At 68.1% G+C, this 20107-nt stretch carries 22 protein-coding genes; 16 read left to right on the plus strand and 6 right to left on the minus strand.

Features of this window, described 5'->3' with window-relative positions; genetic code table 11:
* The 4 genes from EJO71_RS06280 to EJO71_RS06295 all read right to left on the minus strand — a co-directional run bounded on the left by EJO71_RS06280 (nucleotide 1) and on the right by EJO71_RS06295 (nucleotide 2976).
* Entirely contained in the window at nucleotides 1-534 is a 534-nt protein-coding gene (locus EJO71_RS06280) for a DNA-deoxyinosine glycosylase (protein ID WP_125947626.1), read from the minus strand.
* A gap of 51 nt (nucleotides 535-585) precedes the next feature.
* Nucleotides 586-1407: a methyltransferase, TIGR04325 family gene (locus EJO71_RS06285; RefSeq protein ID WP_164546763.1), complete on the minus strand. Its 822-nt coding sequence runs from the start codon at nucleotides 1405-1407 to the stop codon at nucleotides 586-588.
* A gap of 153 nt (nucleotides 1408-1560) precedes the next feature.
* Nucleotides 1561-1983, minus strand: coding sequence for a hypothetical protein (locus EJO71_RS06290; protein WP_125947624.1), 423 nt, complete (start codon nucleotides 1981-1983; stop codon nucleotides 1561-1563).
* 132 nt (nucleotides 1984-2115) lie between these two features.
* Nucleotides 2116-2976 (minus strand): TatD family hydrolase, encoded by an 861-nt coding sequence (locus EJO71_RS06295; RefSeq protein WP_125947623.1) that lies wholly within the window; start codon nucleotides 2974-2976, stop codon nucleotides 2116-2118.
* Nucleotides 2977-3074: 98 nt separating this feature from the next.
* Here EJO71_RS06295 and EJO71_RS06300 point away from each other — a divergent pair, with 98 nt between their 5' ends.
* The 4 genes from EJO71_RS06300 to EJO71_RS06320 all read left to right on the plus strand — a co-directional run bounded on the left by EJO71_RS06300 (nucleotide 3075) and on the right by EJO71_RS06320 (nucleotide 7260).
* A complete protein-coding gene (locus EJO71_RS06300; protein WP_125947622.1) occupies nucleotides 3075-4085 on the plus strand; it encodes a trypsin-like peptidase domain-containing protein in 1011 nt (336 codons plus the stop codon).
* A 26-nt stretch (nucleotides 4086-4111) separates the two neighbouring features.
* Nucleotides 4112-5125, plus strand: coding sequence for a MoxR family ATPase (locus EJO71_RS06305; RefSeq protein ID WP_125947621.1), 1014 nt, complete (start codon nucleotides 4112-4114; stop codon nucleotides 5123-5125).
* A gap of 111 nt (nucleotides 5126-5236) precedes the next feature.
* On the plus strand, nucleotides 5237-6226 hold the full coding sequence (locus tag EJO71_RS06315) for a DUF58 domain-containing protein (protein ID WP_125947620.1): 990 nt from the start codon (nucleotides 5237-5239) through the stop codon (nucleotides 6224-6226).
* On the plus strand, nucleotides 6223-7260 hold the full coding sequence (locus EJO71_RS06320; RefSeq protein WP_125947619.1) for a VWA domain-containing protein: 1038 nt from the start codon (nucleotides 6223-6225) through the stop codon (nucleotides 7258-7260). Before EJO71_RS06315 ends, EJO71_RS06320 begins: the two co-directional genes overlap by 4 nt.
* Here the strand turns inward: EJO71_RS06320 and EJO71_RS06325 are convergent.
* A complete protein-coding gene (locus tag EJO71_RS06325; protein ID WP_125947618.1) occupies nucleotides 7244-7873 on the minus strand; it encodes a TetR/AcrR family transcriptional regulator in 630 nt (209 codons plus the stop codon). The two genes, EJO71_RS06320 and EJO71_RS06325, sit on opposite strands and share 17 nt — an antisense overlap.
* A gap of 72 nt (nucleotides 7874-7945) precedes the next feature.
* Nucleotides 7946-8548, minus strand: a complete 603-nt coding sequence (locus tag EJO71_RS06330) for a phenylacetic acid degradation protein PaaY (protein ID WP_125947617.1) — start codon at nucleotides 8546-8548, stop codon at nucleotides 7946-7948.
* 163 nt (nucleotides 8549-8711) lie between these two features.
* On the opposite strand from EJO71_RS06330, the gene EJO71_RS06335 reads away from it, so the two are divergent.
* The 12 genes from EJO71_RS06335 to EJO71_RS06390 all read left to right on the plus strand — a co-directional run bounded on the left by EJO71_RS06335 (nucleotide 8712) and on the right by EJO71_RS06390 (nucleotide 20046).
* Complete coding sequence (locus EJO71_RS06335; RefSeq protein WP_125947616.1) at nucleotides 8712-9515, plus strand: enoyl-CoA hydratase-related protein; 804 nt, start codon at nucleotides 8712-8714, stop codon at nucleotides 9513-9515.
* Between the two features lie 3 nt (nucleotides 9516-9518).
* Entirely contained in the window at nucleotides 9519-9980 is a 462-nt protein-coding gene (gene paaI / locus EJO71_RS06340; protein ID WP_093306036.1) for a hydroxyphenylacetyl-CoA thioesterase PaaI, read from the plus strand.
* 14 nt (nucleotides 9981-9994) lie between these two features.
* Complete coding sequence (gene paaK / locus EJO71_RS06345) at nucleotides 9995-11305, plus strand: phenylacetate--CoA ligase PaaK (protein ID WP_125947615.1); 1311 nt, start codon at nucleotides 9995-9997, stop codon at nucleotides 11303-11305.
* Between the two features lie 37 nt (nucleotides 11306-11342).
* Nucleotides 11343-12356: a 1,2-phenylacetyl-CoA epoxidase subunit PaaA gene (gene paaA / locus EJO71_RS06350; protein WP_125947614.1), complete on the plus strand. Its 1014-nt coding sequence runs from the start codon at nucleotides 11343-11345 to the stop codon at nucleotides 12354-12356.
* Nucleotides 12353-12649, plus strand: a complete 297-nt coding sequence (paaB, locus tag EJO71_RS06355) for a 1,2-phenylacetyl-CoA epoxidase subunit PaaB (RefSeq protein WP_125947613.1) — start codon at nucleotides 12353-12355, stop codon at nucleotides 12647-12649. Before paaA ends, paaB begins: the two co-directional genes overlap by 4 nt.
* 14 nt (nucleotides 12650-12663) lie before the next feature.
* Nucleotides 12664-13443 carry a 1,2-phenylacetyl-CoA epoxidase subunit PaaC gene (gene paaC / locus EJO71_RS06360; protein WP_125947612.1) on the plus strand — a complete coding sequence of 260 codons (780 nt, stop codon included), beginning with the start codon at nucleotides 12664-12666 and terminating at the stop codon, nucleotides 13441-13443.
* Nucleotides 13443-13967: a 1,2-phenylacetyl-CoA epoxidase subunit PaaD gene (gene paaD / locus EJO71_RS06365; protein ID WP_125947611.1), complete on the plus strand. Its 525-nt coding sequence runs from the start codon at nucleotides 13443-13445 to the stop codon at nucleotides 13965-13967. Before paaC ends, paaD begins: the two co-directional genes overlap by 1 nt.
* Before the next feature lie 22 nt (nucleotides 13968-13989).
* Nucleotides 13990-15075, plus strand: coding sequence for a 1,2-phenylacetyl-CoA epoxidase subunit PaaE (gene paaE / locus EJO71_RS06370; protein WP_125947610.1), 1086 nt, complete (start codon nucleotides 13990-13992; stop codon nucleotides 15073-15075).
* A 47-nt stretch (nucleotides 15076-15122) separates the two neighbouring features.
* Nucleotides 15123-16268 carry an ABC transporter substrate-binding protein gene (locus EJO71_RS06375; RefSeq protein ID WP_125947609.1) on the plus strand — a complete coding sequence of 382 codons (1146 nt, stop codon included), beginning with the start codon at nucleotides 15123-15125 and terminating at the stop codon, nucleotides 16266-16268.
* A gap of 114 nt (nucleotides 16269-16382) precedes the next feature.
* Nucleotides 16383-17411: a branched-chain amino acid ABC transporter permease gene (locus EJO71_RS06380; RefSeq protein WP_125947608.1), complete on the plus strand. Its 1029-nt coding sequence runs from the start codon at nucleotides 16383-16385 to the stop codon at nucleotides 17409-17411.
* Nucleotides 17408-19318 (plus strand): branched-chain amino acid ABC transporter ATP-binding protein/permease, encoded by a 1911-nt coding sequence (locus tag EJO71_RS06385; RefSeq protein ID WP_125947607.1) that lies wholly within the window; start codon nucleotides 17408-17410, stop codon nucleotides 19316-19318. Before EJO71_RS06380 ends, EJO71_RS06385 begins: the two co-directional genes overlap by 4 nt.
* Nucleotides 19315-20046 (plus strand): ABC transporter ATP-binding protein, encoded by a 732-nt coding sequence (locus EJO71_RS06390; protein ID WP_125947606.1) that lies wholly within the window; start codon nucleotides 19315-19317, stop codon nucleotides 20044-20046. The genes EJO71_RS06385 and EJO71_RS06390 overlap by 4 nt, the downstream gene beginning before the upstream one ends.
* Nucleotides 20047-20107 lie beyond the last annotated feature (61 nt).

Here is a 20107-nt window from a genome sequence, read left to right on the forward strand (position 1 = left end):
TCAGACGACTAGTTTGTGGGCCGCCAGCACCTCGCGCCAGGCCGCGAGCTTGCGCTCGAAGCTCCACGACGCATTGGCGGGGCTGGTGGAAGGCAGCTGGTAGACCGGCACGCCGAGGGTGCGCGTATGGCGCGCATGCTTGAAGCTCTCGCCTCCGTTGTGCGCGATGGCCGCGAGCTTCGGCAGCTGCAGGCCGGCGATGTCGTTCGCCACCGGCGCGCGGATGGCCGAATCGAGGCTGCCCTCGCGCTCGCAGGACGCATACACGTCCCACACGCCCAGGCCGCGGTCGAGCAGCCAGCGGCAGCGCTGCGCGTAGCTGTCTACGCCCGAGGGCAAGGGAACTTCGGGCCAGACAGCTTGCAAGATCTTCCAGAACTGGTTTTGAGGGTGTGCATAGTACTGCTGCAGTTCGAGCGACCTGACCCCGGGGAAGCTGCCGAGGACGAGCAGCACGGTCTTCGGCGAAACGATGGGCGGCAGGCCGGCGAGCACGGGACTGGCGGCGGCATCGGATGCTGCGGGAATCTTCATGGGCGGTATCGTGCCACCGCCCGCCCCTCCCCGGCGCCGCCAGACGCAAGATCACCGCACGAAGTACAAGCCGCTGAACGCCGGAACACAGTGCTCGGGAAATCCGGGCAGGTACAGCGAGCGCTCGAGAACCTGCCACTGGTCGCGCAAGCTGTAGCCCCGTGCCTCGATCTCTTCGATGAAGCGCCGGCGGTTGTAGACCTGCACCGGCGCAAAGCAGTTGGCGCTGATGTTCTGCGCCGTGACGTAGTCCTCGCCGTCATGCAGCGGAAGCTTGTTCAGCAGGACATGGCGTGGCCGCACGCCGCACCGCCGAAGCAGGTCGCCGGGACGCGCATTCTCAAGATATTGCAGCGAGCCGGCGGCGATCCAGATCTCGTCGCCACCGTCCAGCGCCCGCTCCAGGTCGGCGGCAAAGCTCAGTCCACCGGCTTCGGGCTCGGCCAGGGCTGCCATTTCCCGCCCGATGGCAGCGATGGCGGGCACTTCGACGACGTGCCAGGACAAGCCGCGAGGCATCTCGAAATAGCGGCGATAGGCGTAGAAGTGGACGCCCACCGAACCGCCGATGTCGAGCACGCTGGTGGCGCCTTCCCTGAAGGCGCGGTCGAGCCACCACATCACGGGGTAGTCGTACGCGAAGACCTTCTTCGTACGGACGTCCGCGTACTCGGCCGCCAGGGCCGCATGGTCGAACTCCGGGCTGGCGGGCAGCCAGGCCCGTGCTTGCGCGAAGGTCCGGAACATTCCGAAGTAGCTGCCGAATCCGGCCTCGGAAAGGAACTGCTGGCGACGCCAATGCAGCAGCGCCGGCCGGGTGACCGGCCCCTCGAGGAGCTGCCGTACGACTTGCGAGGCGCTGGAGTAAGTCATGCCCTTCTCCATCCTCCGCCGGAAAGCGGGACTCTCCAACATAGCGCAGTCACCTGACTACAAGCACACCAACGCATGGCCGGCGAGCAGCCATGAAAAAACCCGCCGAAGCGGGTTCTTTCGCCAATGCCGGAGCAGGTCCGGGATCGCTTCTTACTTCTTGGCTGCTTCGTTCTCGGCCGTGCCGGGAATCTTCTCGCCGATGGCCTTGCCGGTGCTGCGCATGCCGTCGGCCGTCTTGTGGCCGGCGTTCTCGACGGCTTCGCCGGTCTTGGCGGCCGCCTTCTTGGTGGCGGTGGTCGCCTTCTTGGTCGTGTGCTTGGTGGCATTCCAGGCCTTCTTGGTGCCGCGCTCGGTCGCGTTCACGGCCTTCTTGGTGGTGCTCTTGGTGGCGTCCCAGGCCTTCTCCGCGCCACGCTCGGTGGCATTCACGGCATCCTTGCCGGCTTCCTTCACCTTCTCGGTCGTGGAGGGTTCGGTGGTGGTGGCGGCGGTCTGCGCGACGGCCGACAAGCCGATCGAAGCCAGTGCCAGGGCAACGACGACGGGAACAGTACGAACGAAGGATTTGGTCATGGAAAGACTCCTTTTTTGAGTGAAGTTTTGGAGTGACGGATGTGCCACTGCACAACCAACGCCACTTCGAACTTCAAGGATGACAGCAAAAAAGGCCCGATTGCGCGCTTCGGCGCAACTCGGGATATCGGCCTACGCGGGGGGCGTCCGGCCATCCGACGCGGACAGCAGACTTTGGAGCTTCGGCAGCGCCGCGACCGCGTTCCGGGTGGTGGCCGCGGCCAGTTCATCGATGGCGATGCCCCGCAGGCCAGCGACCACTTCGGCAATGCGCGGAAGCTCGGCCGGCTCGTTGCGGCCCTGCGGTTCGCCGGCATCGCGCTGGGCCTGCGTGCGGTAGAGCCAGTGAGGCTGGATGTCGGGCGCGTCGGTCTCCATCACGATCGATTCCATCGGCAGCGTGGAAGCGAGCCGGCGCAGCTGCAGGGCGCGCTCGAAGGTCACGGCGCCGCCGAAGCCCAGTTTCAGGCCGAGCTCGATGCAGGCGCCGGCCTGCTGCTCGCTGCCGTTGAAGGCGTGGGCAATGCCCAGCCACGGTTTGCCGCCCGCCGTCTGTCGCAGATGCTTGAGCACCTTGTCGACCGAACGCCGCACGTGGATGAGCACGGGTAACCCGTGCCTGCGTGCCAGTTGCAACTGAGTGTGAAAAAACCGCTCCTGCTTTTCGCCGTCGAGCCCCTCGACGAAGTAGTCGAGACCGATCTCGCCGACCGCCACCAGCCTCGGGTCGTCGCGCCGCGCCGCCAGCTCCGCGTCGAGGGTTTCGAGGTCTTCGTCCTTCGCTTCGCCGGTGCACAGCGGATGTATTCCCAGGGCATAGGCATCGCCCTGAGCGTGGGCCAGTTCACGCACGGTGGCGAAGTTGAAGGCGGCCACTGCCGGAATCACGCACATCGCCACCCCCCGCCCGGCGGCGCGGGCGCGCAGGACCGGCATCTCCGCACCGAATTCGGGTGCGTCCAGATGGCAATGGGTATCGATGAAGGTAGCCATCGTCCGATGATGCCCGATGGGATGCGCAGGCGCGGAAAGCGTGCTACTGTGAACTCCTCTACACGCGTTTTGCGACTTTTTAAGCCGGAGGTACTCCGATGCGCAGGCCCGCTTTCTACAGCCGTTCGCCCCGCACGCTGCCGCCGGCCGCAGACGAAGCGGCCGAACGGGCGGATGCTCCGGCATCGCCCGAGACAGCCGGCGCGGACCAGCCGCCGCAGGCCGTTTCCGCGAAGAAACCCGGCTGGCAACCCGGCCGCCGCAGCTTCGCAATGCTCGTCGTGCTGTCGGCCGCGCTGGTCGCCGGCACCGCACTCTGGATGCCCCGGCCGGGCGCCAGGGCCCTCACCCAGAAAGACATCGACGCGGCCGTGCTGCGCACGCTGCAGACCAACACCCTGCCCTCGCCCGCGGCCAAGGCTGCCGACATCATCCGGCCCTCGGTGGTTCGGGTGGTGAGCTACGGCGAGGAAAAGAACACGCCAGAGGCCAAGACCCAGAAGCGCGGCCGCAACATGGCCAAGGGCAAGCCGCCCGAAGCCCCCAATGACGGCGGCGCCCCGGGCGAATTCGAGCGCGGCGTGGGCACAGGAGTGGTGATCGTCGACAAGGGCGTGATCCTCACCAACCTGCACGTGGTCGCCGGCGCCGACAAGATCAAGGTCACCTTCTTCGACGGCCTGGAGGCCCCTGCCACCATCACCGGCGTGCAGCCCGAGAACGACCTCGCCGTGCTGCAGGCGCAGAAGATCCCCGACGACCTGATCCCGGCCACCATGCGTTCCACCGCCGACCTGCGCCCCGGCGACCAGGTGGCTGCCGTGGGCTTTCCGTTCGGCATCGGGCCGTCGGTGTCGGCCGGCGTGGTGTCGGGCCTGAAGCGATCGTTCCGCTCGCCCGAGGGCAAGCAGGAGCTGGGCAACCTGATCCAGTTCGACGCGGCCGCCAACCCCGGCAACTCGGGCGGGCCACTGATCAACATGGACGGCGAGGTGCTCGGCATCGTCACCGCCATCCTCAACCCGACGCAGCAGCGCACCTTCATCGGCATCGGCTTCGCGGTGCCCATCGAGAACGCCGCGTCCGCCGCGGGCTCGCCACCGTTCTGATCGACCCTCCTTCGAAAGTCCTTCGCATGAGCACAGAGACCGTCAACCCCACGCCAGCCGGTACCGCCGAACTGATGGAGCAGATCCTCTACGAGGTGAAGCGCGTGGTCGTGGGCCAGGACCGCTTCCTGGAGCGCGTGATGGTCGCCATGCTCGCGGGCGGGCACCTGCTGGTCGAGGGCGTGCCGGGCCTTGCGAAGACCCTCACCGTGAAGACGCTGGCCGAGACCGTGCGCGGCCAGTTCAAGCGCATCCAGTTCACGCCCGACCTGGTACCGGCCGACCTCGTGGGCACGCGCATCTACAACCAGAAGACGGGCGAGTTCAGCACTTCGCTGGGCCCGGTGTTCGCCAACCTGCTGCTGGCCGACGAAATCAACCGCGCGCCGGCCAAGGTGCAGAGCGCGCTGCTCGAGGTGATGCAGGAACGCCAGGTGACGATTGCCGGCGAGACGCACAAGGTGCCGCGCCCCTTCCTGGTGATGGCCACGCAGAACCCCATCGAGACCGAGGGCACCTATCCGCTGCCCGAGGCGCAGGTCGACCGCTTCATGATGAAAGTGCTGGTCGACTACCCGAGCGACGAGGAAGAATTCGTCATCGTCCAGCGCGTGATCGGCCCGGCGGTCAACGCCACGCCGGTCGCCACCACCGAGCAACTGGCGGCGCTGCAGGCCGAGGCACGGCGCGTGTACGTCGACCCGTCGCTCATCCAGTACGCGGTGAAGCTGGTGTCGGCCACGCGCACGCCCGAGAAGCACGGACTGAAGGACCTGCGCCGCTTCATCACCTTCGGCGCCAGCCCGCGCGCCAGCATCAGCCTGACCGAGGGCGCGCGCGCCCTGGCGCTGCTGCGCGGCCGCAGCTACGCGCTGCCGGAAGACATGACGGCGCTGGTGCCCGACGTGCTGCGCCATCGCGTGACGCTTTCCTACGAAGGCCTTTCCGAGGGCCTGACGCCGGACAGCCTGGTAGAGAAGGTCATGCGCGCAGTCCCCGCTCCTCCGAAGCCGCTCGAACATGAAAAGCTGGTGGCCTGAAATGAGCACACCCCCAGTCTTCGCGCACTTCGTGTCGCTTCGCCAACCCCCTTGCAGGGGGCAACACCTGCGGCCCGGCAAAGCCGGTTCCGCGGTGTTCCCTGAAATCGCATGAAAAGCTGGTGGCGTAAGGCCCCCGCGGCCGCGAACGACGACCGGCTCTCCATCGAAGCCGGCGGGGCTGAACGCGCGCTGCGCCGGCTCGAGTGGACCGTGATCCGCCGCCTCGACGGCCTGCTGCAGGGCGACTACCGCACGCTGATGCGCGGTGCGGGGCTCGACCTGGCCGACCTGCGCGAATACCAGCACCACGACGACGTGCGCCACATCGACTGGAACGTCACCGCGCGGCTGCAGACGCCGCACGTGCGCGTGTTCACCGAAGACCGCGAGATGGCCGCGTGGTTCGTGCTCGACCTGAGCCGCTCGGTCGATTTCGGCTCGGGCCTGAAGGCCAAGCGCGAGATCTCGGCGGGTTTCGTCGGCGTGCTGGCGCGGCTGCTCACGCGGCACGGCAACCGGGTCGGCGCGCTGGTCTACGGCAGCGACCTCGAGGCCGTGATTCCGCCGCGCAGCGGGCGGCGCCATGTGCTGCATCTGCTGCACGCGATGGAAAAGCGCGCAGGCAAGGCCGAGTCCGCGCCCATGCAGAAGGGCATGACGCGGCTGGCCGACCTGCTCAAGTCGGCTGCCACGCTGATGCCGCGCCGCTCCACCGTGTTCGTGGTGTCCGACTTCCTGAGCGAGCCCGGCTGGGAGCGCCCGCTGGGCCAGCTGGTGCAGCGCCACGAGGTTGTCGCCGTGCGCCTGTTCGATCCGCTCGAACTCGAGCTGCCCGACCTCGGGCTGGTGCCGCTGCGCGACGCCGAGACCGGCGAGCAGTTGTGGGTCGACACCCACGACGCCGGCTTCCGCAAGCGCTTCGCCCGGCTGGCCGCGGAGCGCGAAACCACCTTGCGCGAGACGCTGGCCAGGGCCGGCGTCGATGCACTCGAACTCTCGACCAATGACGACCTGGTGGAAGCCATCGTCCGTTTCGCCGATCTGCGCAAGCGCCGCGCGCGCATCGGCCAGACCGGCCTGAAGGCGGTGGCAGCATGACTTTTCTCTGGCCCCAATTTCTCTGGCTGCTGGCGGCGATGCCGCTGCTGATCCTGCTCTATCTCTGGCTGCTGCGCCGCAAGAAGAAGCTGGCGATGCGCTATGCCAGCCTGTCGATCGTGCGCGAGGCCATGGGCGCCGGGCAGAGCGTGCGGCGGCACCTTCCGCCGCTGTTCTTCCTGCTGGCCATGGCTGCGCTGCTGGTGGCGGCCGCACGGCCGATGGCGGTGGTGGTGCTGCCGTCGAACCAGCAGACGATCATTCTGGCGATGGACGTGTCGGGCAGCATGCGCGCGGCCGACGTGCAGCCCAACCGGCTGGTGGCGGCGCAGGAGGCGGCCAAGAGTTTCATCAAGGACCTGCCGCGCAGCGTGAAGGTGGGCATCGTCGCCTTCGCGGGCAGCGCGCAGGTGGCGCAGCTGCCCACCACCAATCATGAAGACCTGGTGACCGCCATCGACAGCTTCCAGCTGCAGCGCGCCACCGCCACGGGCAATGCCATCGTGGTGTCGCTGGCCACGCTGTTCCCTGATGCGGGCATCGACGTCGAGCAGTTCAGCTCGCCCAGCCGCCAGCGCGGCGCAGCCATCGACCAGAACGAGAAGAAGCTCAAGGAGTTCACGCCCGTGGCGCCGGGCTCGTTCACCTCGGCCGCGATCATCATGCTGACCGACGGCCAGCGCACCACCGGCGTCGACCCGCTCGATGCCGCCAAGGCAGCGGCCGAGCGCGGCGTGCGCATCTACACGGTGGGCGTGGGCACGGTCGACGGCGAGACCATCGGCTTCGAAGGCTGGTCGATGCGCGTGCGCCTCGACGAGGAAACGCTCAAGGCCATCGCCAACAAGACCAACGCCGAGTACTTCTACGCAGGCACCGCCAACGACCTGAAGAAGGTCTACGAGACATTGAGCTCCAGGCTCACGGTGGAGAAGAAGGAAACCGAAATCTCGGCGCTGTTCGCGTTGGGCGCCGCCGTGCTGATGCTGCTGTCGGCGGGGTTGTCGCTGCTCTGGTTCAACCGGATTCTTTAGCGCCGCTCAGCGCTTCGGGCGTCTTGACCGCCCCGATACCGCCCAGGAACAGGTCGGCCACGATCGGCGCGATAGCCGCGTGGTCGAGCCGGCCGTCGGGCTTCATCCAGGTGAACATCCAGTTGATCATGCCGAAGAGCAGCATGGTCAGCGGCTTGGCGAGGTCGTCGCTCGGCGCGCCGGGCCGAAGCGCCGACACCGCGCGCGCGAAGCCCGCAACCACCTCGCGCTCCTTGTCGAGCACGCGCTCGCGGTCCGCCTCTTCGAGAAAGCGCACGTCGTCGGTCAGCACGCGGTGCGCGTCCTGCGCACCGGCGTATTCCTCGACGATGCGGTAGATGAAGCGGCGCAGGCGCTGCTCGTCGGTGTGCGGCGAGGCCTCTTCCTCGGCCACCAGCGCCGCGAGCTTCGACACGTGCGTCTCGGCGATGCTGATGAGCAGGCTGCTCTTGTCCTTGTAGTAGTGGTACAGCGTGGCCTTCGAGAGGCCGCAGGCCTCGGCCACCTGGTTCATCGAGGTGGCGGGATAGCCGCTGCGCGCGAACAGCTGGGCGGCCTGCGCGAGGATGAGCTCACGCTGGTCCTCGTAGGTGGCGGATCTTCCACGCGGCATCTATCTGTTCCTGTTCCTCTGTCGTTGTTCGGTTGAAGGCAACGGGCGATCTTGCACGAACCGCGAACGGGCTCAGCCGCGCTTCGTCGCGATGAGCGAACGCACCTCGGTGGCCGGCAGGCTCGGGCGGTTCTCCTCCACGCTGGAAAGCGGCTCCACCTCGCGCAGGCTCGCGAGGCTGCGCACCGTGAGCGCCTGGTAGGTCTGCGTGCCTTCGAGCTTCCAGGCGATCTCGTCCTCGCTCAGCTCGCGCTTCACCTTCGCCGGAATGCCCGCCGCCAGCGAGCGCGCCGGCACCTTCATGCCGGCCGGCACGAAGGCGCAGGCCGCGACGATGGCCTTCTCGCCGATCTCGGCCTCGTCCATCACCACCGCGTTCATGCCCACCAGCGCGTCGCGCCGCACGATGCAGCTGTGCAGGATCGCGCCGTGGCCGACGTGGCCGTTGACCTCCACCACCGTGTCGTTGTCGGGAAAGCCGTGGATGCAGCAGTGGTCTTGCACGTTCGAGCCCTCCTCCAGCACGATGCGGCCGAAGTCGCCGCGCAGGCTGGCGCAGGGGCCCACGTAGCAGTTGGGGCCGACGATCACGTCGCCGATCAGCACCGCGCTGGGGTGCACGTAGGCGCTGGGATCAACGACCGGGATCACGCCGTCGATGGAATAGCTGGGCATTCGCTCTGTCTCCTTCTTTGCCTGTCTTTTCGTGGGTATCAGGGTTTGCCCTGAATCAACCCGGCTTGTGTCGTCATCGGGGTCGATCCTAAAATCAACCGAACGGTCGGTCAATAGTGTTTGCACGCCGGCCCGTACCCACAAAGGATGAAAGAGACACTCGATGACTGAGCCTTTGGTACTCACCAGCAACGCCGGCGCCGTCCGCACGCTGAGCCTCAACAGGCCGGCTGCCCTCAACAGCTTCACGACGCAATTGCACGAAGCGCTGATGGCGGAGCTGGAAGCAGCGGCGAACGATGCAAGCGTGCGATGCGTGGTGCTCACCGGTGCCGGCCGCGCCTTCTGCGCCGGGCAAGACCTGGCCGACCCGTCGGTCGCTCCCGACCCGACACCCGGCGCCGCGCCCAAGGACCTGGGCCACGTCATCTCCACTTATTACGCCCCGCTGGTCGCGCGCCTGCGTTCGATGCCGGTGCCGGTGATCGCCGCCGTCAACGGCGTGGCCGCTGGCGCCGGCGCGAACCTCGCGCTGTGCTGCGACCTCGTGGTGGCCGCGCGCTCGGCTAGCTTCATCCAGGCCTTCACCAAGATCGGCCTCGTACCCGACACCGGCGGCACCTGGCTGCTGCCGCGCCTCGTGGGTTCGGCGCGCGCACTGGGCATCGCGATGCTCGGCGACAAGCTGCCCGCCGAGGAAGCCGCGCGCATCGGCTTGATCTGGCAATGCGTGGACGACGCAGCGCTCACCGAAACCACAGCCGCCCTCGCATCGAAGCTCGCCGGCATGCCCACGCGCGCCCTCATCGCCACCCGCGAGGCCATGGCCGCCGCACAAGGCATGGACCTGGGCGAGGCGCTCGCGGAGGAAGCCCGCATCCAGCGCGACATGGGCAACGCAGCCGACTACCGCGAAGGCGTCGAGGCATTCCGCGCCAAGCGCGCCCCCGTCTTCAAGGACCGCTGAGCCATGGCCGACACCGTTTCTTCTTCCCGCACGCCCCAGCAGACGGCCGAGTACGTCCGCGACGGCATGTTCGCCAACGACAACGCCAGCAAGGGCCTGGGCATGCGCATCGTGGAGGTCGGCCCCGGCCAGGCCACCATCGAGATGCGCGTGCGCACCGACATGCTCAACGGCCACGCCATCTGCCACGGCGGCTTCATGGCCACGCTGGCCGACTCGACCTTCGCCTTCGCCTGCAACTCCTACGACGAGCTGACCGTGGCCTCGGGCTTCGCCATCGACTTCATCGCGCCGGCGCGCGAGGGCGACGTGCTCACCGCGCGCTGCCACGAGGTGTCGAAGGCCGGTCGCACCGGCGTGTACGACACCGAAATCACCAACCAGCGCGGCGAGCGCATCGCGATCTTCCGCGGCCGCTCCTACACGGCCAAGGGCCGCCCGGCCGTTCCGAACGCCGCAGCCTGAGGAGACAACACACCATGACAGTCAAACGCCCCGCCCCCGGCGAACTCGAGCCCATCGAAACCGCCAGCCGCGACGAGATCGCGGCGCTGCAGCTCGCCCGCCTGCGCACCACGCTGCAGCGCGCCTACGAGAACGTGCCCCACTACCGCAAGGCCTTCGACGCCAAGGGCGTGCACCCCGACGACCTGAAGTCGCTGGCCGACCTCGCGAAGTTCCCGTTCACGGTGAAGAGCGACCTGCGCGACAACTACCCCTTCGGCATGTTCGCCGTGCCGCGCGAGAAGGTGGCGCGCATCCATGCGTCGTCGGGCACCACCGGCAAGCCGACCGTGGTGGGCTACACGCTGCAGGACATCGACACCTGGGCCGACCTCGTCGCCCGCTCCATCCGCGCGGCGGGCGGCCGTCCCGGCGACATGGTGCACGTGTCGTACGGCTACGGCCTCTTCACCGGCGGCCTGGGCGCGCACTACGGCGCCGAGCGCGCGGGCTGCACCGTCATCCCGATGTCGGGCGGCCAGACCGAGAAGCAGGTGCAGCTCATCCAGGACTTCAAGCCGAACATCATCATGGTCACGCCCAGCTACATGCAGGTGATCATCGAGCAGTTCGAGCGCCAGGGCCTCGACGCGAAAGACAGTTCGCTGAAGGTCGGCATCTTCGGCGCCGAGCCGTGGACCGAAGCCATGCGCCGCGACATCGAGGCCAGGGCCGGCATTGACGCGGTCGACATCTACGGCCTCAGCGAAGTGATGGGCCCGGGCGTTGCCAGCGAATGCGTCGAGAGCAAGGACGGTCCCGTCATCTGGGAAGACCACTTCTACCCCGAGATCATCGACCCCGAGACCGGCGAGCTGAAGGCCGACGGCGAAGAAGGCGAGCTCGTCTTCACCTCGCTGAGCAAGGAGGCCATGCCGATCGTGCGCTACCGCACGCGCGACCTCACGCGCCTCTTGCCGCCCACCTCGCGCTCGTTCCGCCGCATGGGCAAGATCGTCGGGCGCAGCGACGACATGATGATCATCCGCGGCGTCAACGTCTTCCCCACGCAGGTGGAGGAGATCGTGCTCGCGCACCAGGCGCTCTCGGGCCTCTACCAGGTGCACGTGAGCCGCGCCGACAAGCTCGACCAGGTCGAGATCCACTGCGAGCTCAAGCCCGCCGACGTCGCATCGGCCGACCGCGCCGCCATCGGCGACTGGCTGCAGCACCGCGTGAAGACGCTCATCGGCATCTCGACGCGCGTGGTGGTCCACGGGCCCGACGAGATGGAACGCACCCAGACCGGCAAGGCACGCCGCGTGATCGACACGCGCCCGCGCTGACCAGGCCACTTCCAACATCCACCGAAAGGACACGCACATGTACACCCAGGCAATGGACACCATGGGCAAGGACGCGGGCGACGGCAAGCAGAAAGTCGTCCGCTCCGCCGAGGAGATGCAGCTCGAGGAGCGCTTCGACGCCCACATCGACGCCGGCGACTTCATCGAGGCGAAGGACTGGATGCCCGAGCACTACCGCAAGACGCTGGTGCGCCAGATCAGCCAGCACGCGCACTCGGAAATCGTCGGCATGCTGCCCGAGGGCAACTGGATCAGCCGCGCTCCCACGCTCAAGCGCAAGGCCATCCTGCTGGCCAAGGTGCAGGACGAAGGCGGCCACGGCCTCTACCTGTACGCCGCCGCCGAAACGCTGGGCACTTCGCGCGACCAGATGTTCGAGGCGCTGCACAGCGGCAAGGCCAAGTACAGCTCGATCTTCAACTACCCCACGCTGACCTGGGCCGACATGGGCACCATCGGCTGGCTGGTGGACGGCGCGGCCATCATGAACCAGGTGCCGATCTGCCGCTGCTCGTACGCACCCTATGCGCGCGCCATGATCCGCATCTGCCGCGAGGAGAGCTTCCACCAGCGCCAAGGCTACGAAGCGCTGCTGACCATGATGACCCACGGCACCGACGCGCAGAAGGCGATGGTGCAGGACGCGGTCAACCGCTGGTGGTGGCCCTCGATCATGATGTTCGGCCCGCCGGACGACCAGTCGCCCAACAGCGCGCAGTCGATGCGCTGGGGCATCAAGCGCTTCAGCAACGACGAGCTGCGCCAGAAGTTCGTCGACGCCACCGTGGAGCAGGCTCGCATCCTCGGCGTGACCCTGCCCGACCCCGACCTGAAGTGGAACGAAGAGCGCCAGGCGCACGACTTCGGCGCCATCGACTGGAGCGAGTTCTGGCGCGTGATCGGCGGCGACGGCCCCTGCAACCGTGAACGACTGCAGGCCCGCGTCGACGCCTGGGAAGACGGCGCATGGGTGCGCGAAGCCGCGCTGGTCCACGCCAACAAGCAACAACCAATCAAGGAAGCAGCATGAGCACCGAAACGAAACAGGAATGGCCTCTGTGGGAGGTGTTCGTGCGCAGCAAGGCCGGCCTCGACCACAAGCATTGCGGCAGCCTGCACGCGGCCGACCCGAAGATGGCGATCCAGATGGCGCGCGACGTCTACACCCGCCGCCAGGAAGGCAGCAGCATCTGGGTGGTGCGCTCCGACCAGATCGTGGCCAGCGACCCGGGCGACAAGGACATGTTCTTCGACCCGGCCGAAGACAAGGTGTACCGCCACCCGACCTTCTACGCGCTGCCGAAGTCCGTCGACCACATGTGAGCGGACGGAACGTCATGCAAGCATCGATCGAACTGAACCGCACGCCCGCCGTGCAATACCTGCTGCGCATCGGCGACACCTGCCTCGTGCTCGCGCAGCGCCTGGGCGAATGGTGCGGCCACGCGCCCGTGCTGGAGGAAGACATCGCGATGGCCAACATCGCGCTCGACCTCGTCGGCCAGGCCCGCGCGCTGCTCACGCACGCCGGCAAGCTCGAAGGCGAAGGCCGCGAGCATGACGAAGACCAGCTCGCCTACCTGCGCGACGAGCGCGACTACTTCAACCTCACCATCGCCGAGCTGCCGCGCGGCGACTTCGCCTTCGCCGTCGTGCGCAACACGATGGTGTCGACGCTGCTCAAGCTGCTGTGGCAGCGCCTCGCGGCGTCGAACGACAGCGAAGTGGCGGCCATCGCCGGCAAGGCGCTGAAGGAAGCGCGCTACCACCAGCAGCACTCGGGCGACTGGGTCGTGCGCCTGGGCGACGGCACCGAGGAATCGCGCCGCCGCACCGAGAAGGCGCTGAAGCAGCTGTGGCTCTACATGCCCGAGCTGTTCTTCAGCGACGAGGTCGACGCCGCGGCCAGCGCCAGCGGCCTCGGCCCGGCGTGGAGCGAGCTGCGCGAACCCTGGCTCGCCGAGATGCAGCAAGTGCTGGACGCGGCCGGCCTCGCCATGCCGAAGGAAGCCGCCTTCCGCAGCACCGGCAAGCACGGCGTGCACAGCGAGCACATGGGCTACATCCTCGCGGAGATGCAGCACCTGCAGCGCTCCTACCCCGGAGGCGTGTGGTGATGACCGCCCTGGCCTCGCGCGTCGATGCGGCGTGGGCCGTGCTGCACACCGTGCCCGACCCCGAGGTGCCGGCCGTGTCGGTCTGCGACCTCGGCATCGTGCGCGACGTGATCGAGCATGACGACGGACTGGAGATCGTGCTCACACCGACCTACTCGGGCTGCCCCGCGACCGAGGCCATCGAGCACGATGTGCTGGCCGCCGTAGAGCAGGCCGGCCTGGGCCGCGCACGTGCCACGCTGCGCCGCGCGCCCGCGTGGACCAGCGACTGGATCAGCGACGAAGGCCGAGCCAAGCTCAAGGCCTACGGCATCGCGCCGCCCGCGCACCTGAATGCAGAGCAGGCCGCCAACACCGCCATGCCGATCAAGCTATTCGGCCGCATCGCCGGCGAGCGCATCGCCTGCCCGCGCTGCGCGAGCGAGCGCACCGAGCGGCTTTCCGCATTCGGCTCCACCGCCTGCAAGGCCCTGTACCGCTGCATGGCCTGCAGGGAGCCGTTCGAACACTTCAAGCCGATCTAACAACAGAAAAGCGTCCCACACGATGAGCACCCTCTTCCATCCCCTGCGCGTGAAGGCCATCGAGCCCGACACGCACGAGGCCGTCATCGTCTCCTTCGAGGTGCCGGCCGACCTGCAGCAGGTCTTCGGCTTCACGCAGGGCCAGTACCTCACGCTGCGCCACGACATCGACGGCCAGGACCTGCGCCGCTCCTATTCGATCTGCGCCGGCCTCGACGACGGCGAGCTGCGCGTCGGCGTGCGCAAGGTGCGCGGCGGCGTGTTCTCCAACTGGATCAACGCCAGCCTCCAGCCCGGCGACACCCTGCAGGTGATGGCGCCGCAGGGCCGCTTCTTCGTGCCCATCGAGCCGGCATCGGCGCGCCACCACGTCGGCATCGCGGGCGGCAGCGGCATCACGCCCATCCTGTCGATCATGAAGACGGTGCTGGCGCGCGAGCCGCACAGCCGCTTCACGCTGATCTACGGCAACCGCCAGCTGCAGTCCACGATGTTCAAGGAAGAGATCGAGGACCTGAAGAACCGCTACATGACGCGCCTCGTGCTGCAGCATGTGTTCTCCGACGAGCACACCGATTCGCCGCTGGGCTTCGGCGTGATGAACCGCGAGAAGATCGGCGAGTTCCTCGCAAGCGTGGTGCCCGCGGCGGACATCGACCACGTGTACGTGTGCGGCCCCTTCCAGATGAACGACGAGGCCGAGGCCGCGCTGCTGGCGGCGGGCGTGCCGGAAGACCGCATCCACATCGAGCGCTTCGGCGTCGCGCTGCCCTCGGCCACGCAGGTGGGCGCGGTGGTGCACGAGGCCCAGCCCGGCGACGCCAAGCAGTCGCGCATCACCATCGTGCGCGACGGCCTGCAGCGCGAGATCACCTTCACCGAAGGGCAGCCCAGCATCCTCGACGCGGCATCGGCCGCTGGTCTCGAAGTGCCGTTCTCGTGCACCTCGGGCGTGTGCGGAACCTGCCGTGCGAAGTGCGTGGACGGGGAAGTCCGCATGGAAAGAAACTTCGCGCTCGACAAGAATGAAGTGGCCGCGGGTTTCGTATTGACCTGCCAGGCGCACCCCCTTACCGAACGCGTCACGCTGTCGTTCGACGAGCGCTGAGATACTTCAGGCCTCAACTTTTTATTTCAACCGGAGACAAGCCAACCATGAAATTCTTCAAGCCCCTGCTGACCGCCGCCCTTTGCGCCTCGGCCCTCGCGGCCTGGGCCGACGTCAACGTCGGCGTGACCATCTCGGCCACGGGCCCGGCAGCCTCGCTGGGCATCCCCGAGAAGAACACCATCTCGCTGATGCCCAAGACGATCGGCGGGCAGAAGATCAACTACATCGTGCTGGACGACGCCTCCGACACCACCGCGGCCGTCAACAACACGCGCAAGCTCATCGCCGAGAACAAGGTCGACGTGATCCTGGGCTCGACCACCACGCCGGCCTCGCTCGCCATGATCGACGTGGCCAGCGAAGCGCAGACGCCGATGATCTCGGTGGCGGCATCGGCGCGCATCATCGAGCCGATGGACGCCAAGAAGAAGTGGGTGTTCAAGACGCCGCAGAACGACATCATGATGTCGCTGGCCATCGCCGAGCACATGGCCGCCAACGGCGTGAAGACCGTCGCCTTCATCGGCTTCTCCGACGCTTATGGCGAAGGCTGGTCGCAGGAGTTCGCCAAGGCCGCCGACCTGAAGAAGATCAAGGTCGTGGCCAACGAGCGCTATGCCCGCACCGACACCTCGGTGACCGGCCAGGCACTGAAGATCATGGCCGCCAAGCCCGACGCGGTGCTGGTCGCCGGCTCCGGCACGCCGGCCGCGCTGCCGCAGAAGACGCTGAAGGAACGCGGCTACGGCGGCAAGATGTACCAGACCCACGGCGTGGCCAACGCCGACTTCCTGCGCGTGGGCGGCAAGGACGTGGAAGGCACCTTCCTGCCCGCCGGCCCGGTGCTCGTGGCCGACCAGCTGCCCGCCAGCAACCCGGTGAAGAAGTCGGCCCTCGCCTATGTGGCCGCATACGAAGCCGCATACGGCAAGGGCTCGGTCTCGACCTTCGGCGCACACGCCTGGGACGCCGGCCTGCTGATGAGCTCGGCCGTGCCGGCCGCGCTGAAGAAGGCCCAGCCGGGCACGCCCGAGTTCCGTGCCGCACTGCGCGACGCCCTGGAGCAGACCAAGGACGTGTCGGGGGCGCACGGCGTGTTCAACATGACCGCCGCCGACCACCTGGGCCTGGACCAGCGCGCCCGCGTCATGGTCAAGATCGAGAACGGCACCTGGAAATACCAGCCCTGATCGAACGGGCTTGAACGACGGACACCGCGGGCTGGTGCGACCGGCTCCGCGGTGTTCCTGCAAAAGGGGCATGGCTTTTTCGCGCCCCGGGTTTTCTGAACGAAAGTTGGTCGTATGGATTTGCAGATCGCCCTGCTCCTCGGGCAGGACGGCATCGTGAACGGCGCGGTCTACGGACTGATGGCGCTCGCGCTGGTGCTGGTGTTTTCGGTCACTCGCGTGATCTTCATCCCGCAAGGCGAGTTCGTCGCCTTCGGTGCGCTGTCGATGGCCGCGCTGCAGGGCGGGCGCGCGCCCTCCACGCTGTGGCTGCTGCTGGCCCTGGCGGTGGTGGCGCTGGCGGTCGAGGCCTGGCGCTGGAAGCGCGGCGCCACTGTCGACTGGCGCTCGGCGCTGACCTGGTGCGTGGCCTTTCCGGCCGTCGCCGCCGTGCTGGTGCTCGGCTTCAAGCCCAGTTCGCTCGCGATGCAGTCGCTCACCACGCTGGTGCTGATCGCGCCGCTGGGCCCGCTGCTCTACCGCCTCGCCTACCGCCCGCTGGCCGACGCCAGCGTGCTGATGCTGCTGATCGTCTCCGTGGCGCTGCACGGCGTGCTGGTCGGCCTGGGCCTGTTCTTCTTCGGCGCCGAGGGCTCGCGCACCAGCGCGTTCTCCGAGGCGCGCTTCGACCTCGGCGGTATTCCGGTCAACGGCCAGTCGCTGGTGGTGGTCGGCGTCACGCTGGTGCTGGTGATCGCGATGTTCTGGTTCTTCGGCCGCTCGATGATCGGCAAGGCGCTGCGCGCCACCGCCATCAACCGCGTCGGCGCACGGCTGTCGGGCATTCCCACCGAGCTCTCGGGCGACCTGAGCTTCGCGCTGGCCGCCGTCATCGGCGCCATCTCGGGCCTGCTGATCGCGCCGATCACCACGGTCTACTACGACACCGGCTTCCTGATCGGCCTGAAGGGCTTCGTGGCCGCCATCGTCGGCGGGCTGGCGAGCTATCCGCTGGCGCTCGCAGGCGCGCTGCTGGTCGGCCTGCTCGAGGCCTTCTCGTCCTTCTGGGCCAGCGCATACAAGGAAGTGCTGGTCTTCACCCTGATCATCCCGGTGCTGCTGTGGCGCTCGCTGCGCAGCCATCACGTGGAGGACGAGGAATGAGCACGTCTTCATCGACCTCCACTTCCACCGCCGCGAACGCGGCACCCGAGGGCCGTCCGCTCGTGACGCCGCGCGTGCTCACCCTCGTCTTCATCGTCGCGCTCGCCCTGGCATGGGGCTGGCTGCCCGAGTTCACCGTCTCGGTGCTCAGCAACATCGGCCTGTACGCGCTGGTGGCGGTGGGCCTGGTTCTCTTGACCGGCGTGGGCGGCATGACCTCCTTCGGCCAGGCCGCCTTCGTCGGCATGGGCGCCTACGCCACCGCCTGGATCTGCACCTCGCCCACAGCCGCCGGCTGGCTCGGCGGCATCGCGGGCTCGGCGCTGGTGCCCTGGCTCGGCCTGCTGCTGGGGCTGGTGCTGACCTTCGCGCTGGCCTGGGCACTCGGCGCGGTCACGCTCAAGCTCTCGGGCCACTACCTGCCGCTGTGCACCATCGCCTGGGGCCTGAGCCTGTACTTCCTGCTGGGCAACATGGAGTTCCTCGGCGGCCAGACCGGCATCACCGGCATTCCGCCGCTGGTGGTGGCGGGCGTGTCCTTCGCCACGCCGCGCATGCTGGGCGTGGTGATCTGGGCCGTGCTGCTGCTCGCGCTGTGGGCCATGCACAACCTGCTCGATTCGCGCGAAGGCCGCGCCATCCGCGCGCTCAAGGGCGGCCGGCTGATGGCCGAGTCGATGGGCGTGGACGCCGCGCGCCACCGCATCAAGCTCTTCGTGCTGGCAGCCCTGCTCGCGGCCATCTCGGGCTGGCTCTATGCGCACATGCAGCGCTTCGTGAACCCCACTCCCTTCAACCTGAACATCGGCATCGAGATGCTGTTCATGGCGGTGGTCGGCGGTGCGGGCCACCTCTGGGGTGCGGTGCTCGGCGCCACGCTGATCACGCTGCTCAAGGAAAAGCTGCAGGACGTGCTGCCCGCGCTGCTGGGCACCAGCGGCAACTTCGAGGTGGTGGTGTTCGGCCTGCTCATGTTGTTCGTGCTGCAGCGTTTTGCCGACGGCCTGTGGCCCACGATCGCGCGGCTCGCTCGCCGCTGGGTGCGCGAAGTGCCGCGCGCCGCCGGTGCGGGTCCTGCCGCATCGACCACGGCGCAGCTCGCGCAGCGCGCAGTGCCCGCCGCCGGCACCCTGCTGCTGCAGGCCGACGGCGTGAGCAAGCGCTTCGGCGGCCTGGTGGCCAACAACGACATCTCGATGACGCTGAAGGCCGGCGAGGTGCATGCGCTGATCGGTCCCAACGGAGCAGGCAAGAGCACCTTCTTCAACATGATCTCGGGCGTGGACGACCCGACCACGGGCGAGGTGCGCCTGGTGGGCCAGGCCATGTCGGGCAAGCCCTCGCGCGCCTTTGCCTCGCTGGGCCTGGGCCGCACCTTCCAGCACGTGCGCCTGCTCGGCCAGCGCAGCGTGGTCGAGAACGTGGCGCTCGGCGCCCATCTGCGTGCGAAGCGCGGATGGCTCGCGGCCATGCTGCGGCTCGATCGCGCCGAGGAAACCGCCCTGATGGCCGAAGCCCGCAAGCAGATCGAGCGTTGCGGCCTCGGCGCGCATGCCGACACGCCCGCCGCGTCGCTCTCCCTTGGCCAGCAGCGCGTGGTGGAAATCGCCCGCGCGCTCGCCGGACAGCCGTCGGTCCTGCTGCTCGACGAGCCCGCCGCCGGCCTGCGCCACCTCGAGAAGCGCGCGCTGTCCGAGCTGCTCGCACAGCTGCGCGCCGAAGGTCTCGGCATCCTGGTGGTGGAGCACGACATGGAGTTCGTGATGAACCTCGCCGACCGCATCACGGTGCTCGAATTCGGCACCGTCATCGCCACCGGCACGCCCGCCGAAGTGCAGGCCAACCCGCGCGTGCTCGAAGCCTACCTGGGCGGCGCCGACGACGAACTGCTGGAAGACGCACGATGAGCCACCCCCTGCTTCAACTCGACGGCTTCTGCGTCGCCTACCGCACCGTGGAAGCGGTGCACAGCGTGCGCCTGCAGGTGAACGAAGGCGAGATCGTCACCGTGATCGGCCCCAACGGCGCTGGCAAGACCACGCTGCTGTGCGCGGCCATGGGCCTGCTGCCCTCCACCGGCCAGCTGATGCTGGACGGCGAGCGCATCGCGCGCCCCGGCGTCGAGACCATGGTGGCGCGCGGCGTCGCGCTGGTGCCCGAACGCCGCGAGCTGTTCGGCGAGATGTCGGTGGAAGACAACCTGGTGCTCGGCGGCTTCTACCAGTGGCGCAAGGGCAAGCGCGACCAGCGCGCGCGCATGGACGAGATCTTCGCCATCTTCCCGCGCCTGCAGGAACGTCGCGCGCAGATGGCCTCCACGCTCTCCGGCGGCGAACGCCAGATGCTGGCCATCGGCCGCGCGCTGATGGCACGCCCGCGCCTGCTGATGCTCGACGAGCCTTCGCTCGGCCTCGCCCCGCTGGTGGTGCGCGAGGTGCTGCGCGTGGTGTCTCAGCTGCGCAGCCACGGCGTCTCGGTGCTGCTGGTGGAGCAGAACGCCCGCGCAGCGCTGCAGGTGGCCGACCGCGCCTACGTGCTCGAGATGGGCGCCGTGGCGCTCGAAGGCAAGGCGCGCGACCTGCTGCACGACCAACGAATCATCGACACCTACCTGGGTATCGGGAAAAAGGAATGACCCCCAGGCTTCGCGCACTTCGTGTCGCTTCGCCAACCCCCTTCCAGGGGGCAACACCAGC

Origin of the sequence: Variovorax sp. 679 (genome assembly GCF_003952185.1) — a bacterium.
Classification (GTDB): domain Bacteria; phylum Pseudomonadota; class Gammaproteobacteria; order Burkholderiales; family Burkholderiaceae_C; genus Variovorax.

Bases quoted from the DNA above. Each gene is read 5' to 3' on its own strand.
- EJO71_RS06325 (WP_125947618.1), bottom strand. From the start codon at position 7,873: ATGCCGCGTGGAAGATCCGCCACCTACGAGGACCAGCGTGAGCTCATC.
- EJO71_RS06280 (WP_125947626.1), bottom strand. From the start codon at position 534: ATGAAGATTCCCGCAGCATCCGATGCCGCCGCCAGTCCCGTGCTCGCC.
- paaD (WP_125947611.1), top strand. From the start codon at position 13,443: ATGACCGCCCTGGCCTCGCGCGTCGATGCGGCGTGGGCCGTGCTGCAC.
- EJO71_RS06315 (WP_125947620.1), top strand. From the start codon at position 5,237: ATGAAAAGCTGGTGGCGTAAGGCCCCCGCGGCCGCGAACGACGACCGG.
- EJO71_RS06295 (WP_125947623.1), bottom strand. From the start codon at position 2,976: ATGGCTACCTTCATCGATACCCATTGCCATCTGGACGCACCCGAATTC.
- paaC (WP_125947612.1), top strand. From the start codon at position 12,664: ATGCAAGCATCGATCGAACTGAACCGCACGCCCGCCGTGCAATACCTG.
- EJO71_RS06390 (WP_125947606.1), top strand. From the start codon at position 19,315: ATGAGCCACCCCCTGCTTCAACTCGACGGCTTCTGCGTCGCCTACCGC.
- paaB (WP_125947613.1), top strand. From the start codon at position 12,353: ATGAGCACCGAAACGAAACAGGAATGGCCTCTGTGGGAGGTGTTCGTG.
- paaI (WP_093306036.1), top strand. From the start codon at position 9,519: ATGGCCGACACCGTTTCTTCTTCCCGCACGCCCCAGCAGACGGCCGAG.
- EJO71_RS06305 (WP_125947621.1), top strand. From the start codon at position 4,112: ATGAGCACAGAGACCGTCAACCCCACGCCAGCCGGTACCGCCGAACTG.
- EJO71_RS06335 (WP_125947616.1), top strand. From the start codon at position 8,712: ATGACTGAGCCTTTGGTACTCACCAGCAACGCCGGCGCCGTCCGCACG.
- paaK (WP_125947615.1), top strand. From the start codon at position 9,995: ATGACAGTCAAACGCCCCGCCCCCGGCGAACTCGAGCCCATCGAAACC.
- EJO71_RS06300 (WP_125947622.1), top strand. From the start codon at position 3,075: ATGCGCAGGCCCGCTTTCTACAGCCGTTCGCCCCGCACGCTGCCGCCG.
- EJO71_RS06330 (WP_125947617.1), bottom strand. From the start codon at position 8,548: ATGCCCAGCTATTCCATCGACGGCGTGATCCCGGTCGTTGATCCCAGC.
- paaA (WP_125947614.1), top strand. From the start codon at position 11,343: ATGTACACCCAGGCAATGGACACCATGGGCAAGGACGCGGGCGACGGC.
- EJO71_RS06285 (WP_164546763.1), bottom strand. From the start codon at position 1,407: ATGACTTACTCCAGCGCCTCGCAAGTCGTACGGCAGCTCCTCGAGGGG.
- EJO71_RS06320 (WP_125947619.1), top strand. From the start codon at position 6,223: ATGACTTTTCTCTGGCCCCAATTTCTCTGGCTGCTGGCGGCGATGCCG.
- EJO71_RS06385 (WP_125947607.1), top strand. From the start codon at position 17,408: ATGAGCACGTCTTCATCGACCTCCACTTCCACCGCCGCGAACGCGGCA.
- EJO71_RS06380 (WP_125947608.1), top strand. From the start codon at position 16,383: ATGGATTTGCAGATCGCCCTGCTCCTCGGGCAGGACGGCATCGTGAAC.
- paaE (WP_125947610.1), top strand. From the start codon at position 13,990: ATGAGCACCCTCTTCCATCCCCTGCGCGTGAAGGCCATCGAGCCCGAC.
- EJO71_RS06375 (WP_125947609.1), top strand. From the start codon at position 15,123: ATGAAATTCTTCAAGCCCCTGCTGACCGCCGCCCTTTGCGCCTCGGCC.
- EJO71_RS06290 (WP_125947624.1), bottom strand. From the start codon at position 1,983: ATGACCAAATCCTTCGTTCGTACTGTTCCCGTCGTCGTTGCCCTGGCA.